This is a genomic window from Eubacterium sp. (genome assembly GCF_057858645.1).
In genome coordinates this window covers 45,590-53,457 of sequence record NZ_DBLZZO010000019.1, presented here as the reverse complement: position 1 = coordinate 53,457, position 7,868 = coordinate 45,590, and the positions used below count along the sequence as shown (strand labels likewise).

General features: G+C 34.2%; 9 protein-coding genes and 1 riboswitch. All 9 genes read right to left on the bottom strand.

Translation table 11 applies throughout. The annotated features are described in order from the left end of the window. Positions 1-320: 320 nt before the first annotated feature. A complete protein-coding gene (gene ispD / locus ACZM4J_RS08020; RefSeq protein WP_022164512.1) occupies positions 321-1,001 on the bottom strand; it encodes a 2-C-methyl-D-erythritol 4-phosphate cytidylyltransferase in 681 nt (226 codons plus the stop codon). Then, positions 1,001-2,020: a tRNA (adenosine(37)-N6)-threonylcarbamoyltransferase complex transferase subunit TsaD gene (gene tsaD / locus ACZM4J_RS08015; RefSeq protein ID WP_022164511.1), complete on the bottom strand. Its 1,020-nt coding sequence runs from the start codon at positions 2,018-2,020 to the stop codon at positions 1,001-1,003. Before tsaD ends, ispD begins: the two co-directional genes overlap by 1 nt. 18 nt (positions 2,021-2,038) lie before the next feature. Beyond that, the gene (locus tag ACZM4J_RS08010) at positions 2,039-2,947 is read right to left on the bottom strand and encodes a ribonuclease Z (protein ID WP_022164510.1); all 909 of its coding nucleotides are present in this window, start codon (positions 2,945-2,947) and stop codon (positions 2,039-2,041) included. A gap of 157 nt (positions 2,948-3,104) precedes the next feature. Next, positions 3,105-3,344: a hypothetical protein gene (locus ACZM4J_RS08005; protein ID WP_022164509.1), complete on the bottom strand. Its 240-nt coding sequence runs from the start codon at positions 3,342-3,344 to the stop codon at positions 3,105-3,107. 73 nt (positions 3,345-3,417) lie between these two features. Continuing rightward, positions 3,418-3,870 carry a ribosomal protein S18-alanine N-acetyltransferase gene (gene rimI / locus ACZM4J_RS08000; RefSeq protein WP_022164508.1) on the bottom strand — a complete coding sequence of 151 codons (453 nt, stop codon included), beginning with the start codon at positions 3,868-3,870 and terminating at the stop codon, positions 3,418-3,420. 175 nt (positions 3,871-4,045) lie between these two features. Continuing rightward, positions 4,046-4,771, bottom strand: a complete 726-nt coding sequence (gene tsaB / locus ACZM4J_RS07995) for a tRNA (adenosine(37)-N6)-threonylcarbamoyltransferase complex dimerization subunit type 1 TsaB (RefSeq protein WP_412335667.1) — start codon at positions 4,769-4,771, stop codon at positions 4,046-4,048. Then, positions 4,768-5,193, bottom strand: a complete 426-nt coding sequence (gene tsaE, locus ACZM4J_RS07990) for a tRNA (adenosine(37)-N6)-threonylcarbamoyltransferase complex ATPase subunit type 1 TsaE (RefSeq protein WP_022165277.1) — start codon at positions 5,191-5,193, stop codon at positions 4,768-4,770. Before tsaE ends, tsaB begins: the two co-directional genes overlap by 4 nt. Positions 5,194-5,424: 231 nt before the next feature. Beyond that, entirely contained in the window at positions 5,425-6,036 is a 612-nt protein-coding gene (locus ACZM4J_RS07985) for an ECF transporter S component (protein ID WP_022165276.1), read from the bottom strand. Between the two features lie 260 nt (positions 6,037-6,296). Beyond that, positions 6,297-6,424: riboswitch (FMN riboswitch) on the bottom strand. Between the two features lie 108 nt (positions 6,425-6,532). Beyond that, on the bottom strand, positions 6,533-7,861 hold the full coding sequence (locus ACZM4J_RS07980; RefSeq protein WP_022165275.1) for an aspartate kinase: 1,329 nt from the start codon (positions 7,859-7,861) through the stop codon (positions 6,533-6,535). Between the last annotated feature and the right edge of the window lie 7 nt (positions 7,862-7,868).

Here is a 7,868-nt window from a genome sequence, read left to right as displayed (position 1 = left end):
TATAATATCAAATGCTTCTTTATCTGTCAACACTTTTTTTGTCATTTATAGTGTAATTTATAGTGTAAAAAGTATAATTTTTTCTTTTATGCTTGCATAAAGGGAAAAATTTGGATTTTTTATACCCCTTCTCACGAGCCTATAAGCTCTCTAATGGAGAGCGATATGCCAGCGAGGGGGCGAATCGGGGGAGCACTTATGTGCGGAGCAATTCGTATAAATGACTTTTCATTTATCACTCTATGCCTACATGCAAGGGAAAATTGGGAGCCTGTTTGTTATTTAAATGCCAAATGGATTGCTATAGCGTTTTCGTTTTCTTAATCTTGTAAGAAATTTTCTACTACAGATATGTCTTCGGGAGTTGTTACTTTTATATTTTTATAATCTCCCTCTACAAATTTTACTTTTGCATGTCCAAACTGTTCCATTACCATTGCATCATCAGTAATATTTTCAGCATTTAATGCCATCATTTTTTGATAGGCTTCCTTTATCATAGTTGTCTTAAAACATTGCGGGGTTTGAGTTATCCACAACGTGTTTCTGTTTGGTGTGTCTACCACTTCATTATTTTCATTTACTATTTTTATTGTATCTTTAACAGGTACACCAACAACACAGGCATTATCTTTTATTGCGCCATTAATGCCTCTTTCTATTATTTCATTTGTTAATACAGGTCTGGCGCCATCGTGAATAAGTACAATGTCTCCTGATATATGTTTTAAACCGTTATACACTGATTCGTATCTTTCTTTTCCGCCGGCTACAATGTCTTTTACTTTTGTAAAATTATATTTTTCTACTATTTCTTTTTTGCAAAAGTCTATATCTTCCGAACCTGTTACCAGTATGATTTCATCTACTCCATATTTTTCAAACGCAAAAAGGGAATACCATACAAGAGGCTTCCCTTTTATTTCCATAAACTGTTTCTTTTTACTGCTTTGCATTCTACTGCCACTTCCTGCTGCAAGTACAATAGCTGATATTTTCATTATCTTTCTCCTAATTTTAAATTTGGTATTGCATTTAAGTCCCAACCGGAACGAACTCCATTAATATATTCATAATATGCTGCAGAGCCAATCATAACAGCATTGTCTGTACATAAAATAGGTGATGGATGATAAAATTCTACATTACGTTTTTCACATTCTTCCTTAAAGGCTTTTCTAATGGCTGTATTTGAAGCCACCCCACCTGCTATTGCAAACTTTTTCATGCCTGTTTCTTCAAGCGCATGCATTGCACGTGTTACCAAGGTATCCACCACGCAATTTTGGAATGATGCAGCCACGTCTGCAGGATTAATTTCTTCGCCTTTCATTTTTGACAAGTTAAGCTGATTTAGTACAGCAGATTTCAAACCGCTGAAACTAAAGTCATATACACTGTCAGTTATTTTTGCCCTAGGAAATTCGTATGCATGCGGATTTCCATCCTTTGAAATTTTATCTATTTTAGGACCACCTGGATATCCTAAGCCTATTGCTCTTGCCACTTTGTCAAAGGCTTCTCCTGCGGCATCGTCTCTTGTTTTTCCAAGAATCTTATACTTGCCATAATCTTCTACCACAACAAGGTGAGTATGACCACCCGATACAACAAGACATACAAATGGTGGTTCTAACTCTTTGTTTTCCACATAATTGGCGCAAATATGTCCTTCAATATGATGTACTCCAACTAAAGGAATATCTTTAGCAAAACATATAGCTTTCGCTTCCGCTACTCCCACTAAAAGTGCGCCTACTAACCCTGGTCCGTATGTAACTCCTATTGCATCAATTTCATCTAATGTTGTTTTAGCATCTGATAAAGCCTTCTCGATAACATAGTTAATGTTTTCAATATGTTTTCTTGAAGCTATTTCAGGTACTACACCTCCATATAATGTATGTAAATCTATTTGTGAAGATATGACGTTAGATAGCGCTTCTCTTCCATTAACAACAACTGCTGCTGCTGTTTCGTCACACGAACTTTCAATTGCTAATATTTTTATATCTTTCAAAACAATACCTCTACTTTTCTAATCTTCAAACATTAAATCAACAGACATCCCATCTTTTCCTGTCTTTGCATTTGGAAAAATGTCTGTAACCGTATCTAAATAAAGCCAAGGTTTTACAAGAGATGGGCTGTAGTGTGTCAGCCACATTTCTTTTGGATTGGCTTCTTTTGCGATGTTTGCAGCTTCCACAAAAGTCATATGTTTGTGTTCTTTCGCTTTTTCTTCTTTATCAGGTTCTCCATACATTCCTTCGCACACAAATAAATCTGCATCTTTTGCAGCTTTAGCAATGTTTGCAACAGGTCTTGTGTCAGTTGCATATGTTACTTTTAAACCTTTTCGTGGTGGTCCCATTACCATATCAGGTGTGAAAACCCGGCCGTCTGCCTCGATTGTCTCGCCTTTTTGTAAAAGACTCCATTTTTTTATTGGTATATCCAGTTCTTTTGCTTTTGTGGCATCAAACTTTCCGCTTCTGTCCACTTCAATTGAATATCCGTAACATGTTATGCTATGTTTTACCTTAAAAGCTTTTATTCTGTATTCTTCAAACTGGATTGTCTCCAAATCTTCTGATAATTCAATAAACTTTATATCAAAAGGAAGTTCAGGTGCAATTGTTCTAAGTGCCCTTACAACTCTTTCTAAGCCTTTTGGTCCAATCATTGTAAGTGGCTCTTTTCTTTCAGCATTTCCCATTGTAAGCAGTAAGCCTGGAAGTCCACTTATGTGATCAGCATGATAGTGTGTTATGCATATTACATCAATTGGTTTAAAGGTCCAGCCTTTCTGCTTTACCGCAACCTGTGTGCCTTCCCCACAATCAATTAATATGTTACTTCCATTATATCTGCACATTAAAGATGTCAGCCATCTTCTGGGAATTGGCATCATTCCTCCTGTACCTAACAAACATACGTCTAACATTCTCTTCCTCTTTCTTTTCTGCAATTCTACAGTTACTCTTTATTTTTACTACCTACAGGAATTCCAAATAAGTTCTTTATTTTTCCTGTCATTCTCAGAAATTAGAATTTTCACAATAATGCTTTATATTCTTTGTTGCTATCTGAAATCAGAATTTCTATAACAATTCTTTATATTCCCTGTGGTCTACAGGGATTAAAAATTCTCCCGTTATTTTGTCGTAACATTCTTCGCACAAATCAAAAAAATGTTCTCTTCCATCTTTGTTTGAAAAATAGTTCCATTTATATTCTACAGTAAAATTGCCTTCTTTTATAATTTCATTTTCTACGATTAATTTCTTCCCACATTTATTGCAAGTCACTTCCACTAATTTTTCATCTTCGTATCTTCTCATAACTTCCTCCTAAAATAAACATTTTTTATTTTATAGGTTTCACAGGTAAAATAATAGTGGAAAGTAATGTATTTTATAGATTTTGTTTCCACATTATAACTGCATTTTCTTTTGGTTTTTCGTAATAATCTTTTCTAATGCCGGCCTCCTTAAAACCATTCTTTTCATATAGTTTTATTGCGGGCACATTAGTTTCTCTTACTTCTAAAGTGAGATTTTTTATTTTTTTATTTTGTGACCAATCAAAGATATAGTCAAGCATATTCTGGGCAATATGCTTTCTTCTGTGTTTAAGAGAGACTGCAACATTTGATATATCAGCCTCTTCTCCAAATACATACATACCAATGTAGCCTACAATTTCATCATTGCACAAAGCTACTACAAAATTGGTATTTTCACTTTCCAGAGAATCTTTAAATGATTTTTCAGACCAGGGAATAGAAAATATGCTTTGTTCAATTTCAAAAACAGCAGGAATATCCTCTATGTTCATTTTTCTAATTGTTATTTTTTCCTGTTCCATATTTTAGTCCTACTCTTTATATTATATTTTATGCTTCAGCCTAATTCTTACTTTTTTGTATTTTCACTACGAAATTTTGTTCTGCTTAATTTTAATTAAAATTTTTATCTTTTTTTCATTATTAATCTCTGTTGTATTTTAATTAATTTTTTGTTTTATTTCTTTTCACACAGATTTATTTTTCTGCCTGCGCTTTTTCTTTGGCTAATTTTTCTTTAAGTTCTCTCTCTGCCTGAGATAATCTTAAATATTCAGGTTTATGGTCTGCCGCTTTTTCAATTTTTCCCTGAGCATAATAGATTTCACCAAGGGCTGCCACACTTGAAGCTTTCTGTCCATTCATAGATGCAGGTGCATAGTAATGCTCTGACTTCATTTGGGCGTCAATAATTTCTTTTCCTTTTTCAACACCATCGCCAAGGAAAATCACAGCTTTACCTATTTTATCTAATTCTTCAATTAAGTCCTCAAGCATCATAATGCACTGTTCTTTTATTGTTTGCATTTCTGTGCCTTCAAATTGATAAATTCCTGTATAAACCTGTCCTCGTCTCGCATCCATAATTGGACAAACAATATACTGTGACGAAAACATATTGTACGCCAAAGCGTCCATTGTTGGAACATTTATGATTGGAATACCAAGCGCCAAGCCGAAGCCTTTTGCTGTGGCACTACCTATTCTAAGTCCTGTGTAAGAACCGGGACCTCCTGATATTGCTATAGCATCTACTGTTTTCATATCAAGTTCAATTGTTTTACACATTTCATCTATCATTGGTAGCAATGTTTGAGAATGTGTTTTTTTGTGATTAATTGTATATTCTGCATTTAAAACTCCATCTGTTGTCACGGCAACTGTTGCCACCATTGCAGAGCTGTCTATTGCTAATATTCTCATAGTCCCTCCACTGTAATCTTTCTATAGTCTAAACCTTTTTCAAGATTTTTATCTATTTCAATATTTATTGCTTCCTCAGGTATTAATTCTTCTATTAATTTTGACCATTCTATGAGGCATACGCCTTCTCCGAAAAAATATTCCTCGTATCCGATTTCATACATTTCTTCAGGATCACCAATTCTATATACATCAAAATGATATAAAGGAATTCTCCCCTCCTCGTATACCTGTATAATTGTAAATGTTGGACTGTTGACGTTTTCTTCAATGCCAAGTCCCTTTGCAAATCCCTGAGTAAACACAGTTTTTCCAACTCCTAAATCTCCATTTAGGCAAAAAATCTGACCAGCCTTTGCTTGCTCACCCAGATTTTTTCCTAATTCAAAAGTTTCCTTTTCGGAATTTGTTTCGTATATCATCTATCCTCCAATATATTTAGGTTAACTTTGTTTTCATACTAGGATACATCCTAGCGTAATGCTTTTTGTGACATATTCTTCTTTGAAATTTCTATTACATTAAAAAGCACAGAAATATGCCATACTGATTAGTATAAACAATATTTCTGTGTTTTTCAAATTTTTCTATGTTTTAATTTGACGATTGTGTTTTGATTTAGCCATATACTTATTTTTTTAGAGTCAATATTTTTATTTTTTTGAACCAATCTCTTTTATAAATGAACTGATTCTTTTGTAGACAACGGCTGTGATTAAACTGTCGATTACACCTTTTAAAATATTAAACGGTCCTACACAAATAAGGACGAATGTAAATTTGTTAGAAATAGCTCCGTTGATTTTTGCTCCCATTCCAATAATTGCATCTAATGGCATGCCGAAAGCTTTTACATAAAAAGGAATTAAAACCCAATAGTTAATGGCAATTCCAGCAACTGCCATTACAAGTATACCTACTGCCATTCCAATGAACGCGCCCATTTTTGTTTTCTTATACTTGTATATTAAACTTGCAGGAACAACAAATGCACAACCAATTATGAAGTTTGCCAAATCTCCAACGTAGGCTGTTGATGTTCCTTTTACTAATAATTTTAATAATATTTTTATTGCTTCAATAAACACGCCTGCCAATGGTCCCATTATAAATGAACCAATTAGTACAGGAATTTCACTTAAATCTAATTTATAGAATTCCGGTGCAATTACAGGAATCGAAAAATCAAATAAGTGTAAAACTAAAGCCAATGCTGAAAACATCGCTATTAAAACTATGTTTTTTGTTGTAAAAGTTTTTTTCATTTATATTACCTCCAATCTATAACATTAATGTAACAAAGAATGTCCCTTGCGAAATTTTACACACCAAGCGCAGGTTACTTTAGTAACTTTTTTCTTTTCGCTGGGGTGGACATCCCTAGCGGGACGTTTTTTATTTAATAAGAAATCACACACGACTTTATGTGAGTGATTACCCCCAAGCTTGACAAAGAGCCAAAAAAAAACAACAACCAAAATTTCTTCAGTTGCTGTTTTTACTACTGCATGTAACAGTAATTATATTCTATCTTCTCTCATCCAGACTTTACTGTCGGTTATGGATTCTCACCATATCATGCCAATAGGCTCGCTGACTTATGCTTAAGCAATCACAGCCGGTTAGGAATTGCACCTTACCCCGAAGAACTTTATTCAATTTTCACATTAATGTTAATACTTTGTTATTATGTTGTCAAGTTTGTTAATAACTTATTCTTCACAAAATACTAACGTTAATAAAATTTACTTTTTTACTTATTTATTTTTTTACTTTAATGAATGCATTGTAAATTGCACGTAATGCAACTTCAAAATCTTCTTCTGCTACACCGATAATGATGTTAAGTTCTGAAGATCCCTGGTCAATCATTTTAATATTAACTCTTGCCTCTGCTAAAGCTGTGAATAAGATTGCAGCTGTACCTCTGGCACTCTTCATTCCACGACCTACTACTGCAATAAGGGCAAGGTTACTTTCAATAAATAACTGGTCAGGATGTACTCTTGAACGGATTTCGTCAAGAATAGCTGTTTCCTTTCCTGCTAATGCATCTGTCTGAATAACAACACTCATTGTGTCTACACCTGATGGCATATGTTCAAAACTTACATTGCTCTTTTCCAATGCACGAAGTACATTTCTACCAAAGCCTACTTCACTGTTCATTTTGTCCTTTTCAATATTAATTACTGACATACCCTTCTTGCCGGCAATACCTGTAATAATATGTTCACATGGCTCAGCAGTTTCTGAAACAATCATAGTTCCTCTATCCTGTGGGCAGTTTGTGTTTTTGATATTTACAGGGATACCTGCTGCTCTAACAGGGAAGATAGCATCTTCGTGTAAAACAGTAGCTCCCATGTATGCTAATTCTCTAAGTTCTGCGTATGTGATTGTGTTAATTGGACTTGGATTATTTACAATTCTTGGATCGCAAATTAAAAATCCACTAACGTCTGTCCAGTTTTCATAAATCATTGCGTCTGCTGCTCTGGCAACAATTGAACCTGTTACGTCTGAACCACCTCTTGAAAATGTTTTGATAGTTCCGTTAGGCATAGAACCATAAAATCCCGGAATCACTGCATATTCAGATTTTGCAAGCTTTGGAGCTAACTTTTCTGATGTTTTATCCCAATCAAATTCTCCTCTTTCATTGAAGAAAATATATTTTGCAGCATCAATGAAATCAAAGCCTAAAAATTTGGCTAATACTTTACTGTTTAAGAATTCACCACGACTGGCTGCATAATCTCTACCTGCCATATGAGAGAATGCGCCCTTTATAATGTCAAAATCTTCGTCCAACGAAAAATCCTGAATGCCTAAGCCTTCAATAATTCCATTATATCTTTCCTTAATAAGATTAAACTGTTCTTCAAATTCTTCACCTTCTGAAGCTAATTCATAACAGTTATAAAGCATATCTGTAACTTTAATATCTTCTACAAAACGTTTACCCGGTGCTGATGCAACAACAAAACGTCTTGTTGGATCTGCTAAAATAATATCTGCAACTTTTCTAAACTGGTTTGCATCAGCTAGTGAACTACCACCAAACTTTACAACCTTTGTTTCTTTCATAACCTGC

Bases quoted from the DNA above. Each gene is read 5' to 3' on its own strand.
- ispD (WP_022164512.1), bottom strand. From the start codon at position 1,001: ATGAAAATATCAGCTATTGTACTTGCAGCAGGAAGTGGCAGTAGAATG.
- ACZM4J_RS08010 (WP_022164510.1), bottom strand. From the start codon at position 2,947: ATGTTAGACGTATGTTTGTTAGGTACAGGAGGAATGATGCCAATTCCC.
- ACZM4J_RS08005 (WP_022164509.1), bottom strand. From the start codon at position 3,344: ATGAGAAGATACGAAGATGAAAAATTAGTGGAAGTGACTTGCAATAAA.
- rimI (WP_022164508.1), bottom strand. From the start codon at position 3,870: ATGGAACAGGAAAAAATAACAATTAGAAAAATGAACATAGAGGATATT.
- tsaB (WP_412335667.1), bottom strand. From the start codon at position 4,771: ATGAGAATATTAGCAATAGACAGCTCTGCAATGGTGGCAACAGTTGCC.
- tsaE (WP_022165277.1), bottom strand. From the start codon at position 5,193: ATGATATACGAAACAAATTCCGAAAAGGAAACTTTTGAATTAGGAAAA.
- ACZM4J_RS07985 (WP_022165276.1), bottom strand. From the start codon at position 6,036: ATGAAAAAAACTTTTACAACAAAAAACATAGTTTTAATAGCGATGTTT.
- ACZM4J_RS07980 (WP_022165275.1), bottom strand. From the start codon at position 7,861: ATGAAAGAAACAAAGGTTGTAAAGTTTGGTGGTAGTTCACTAGCTGAT.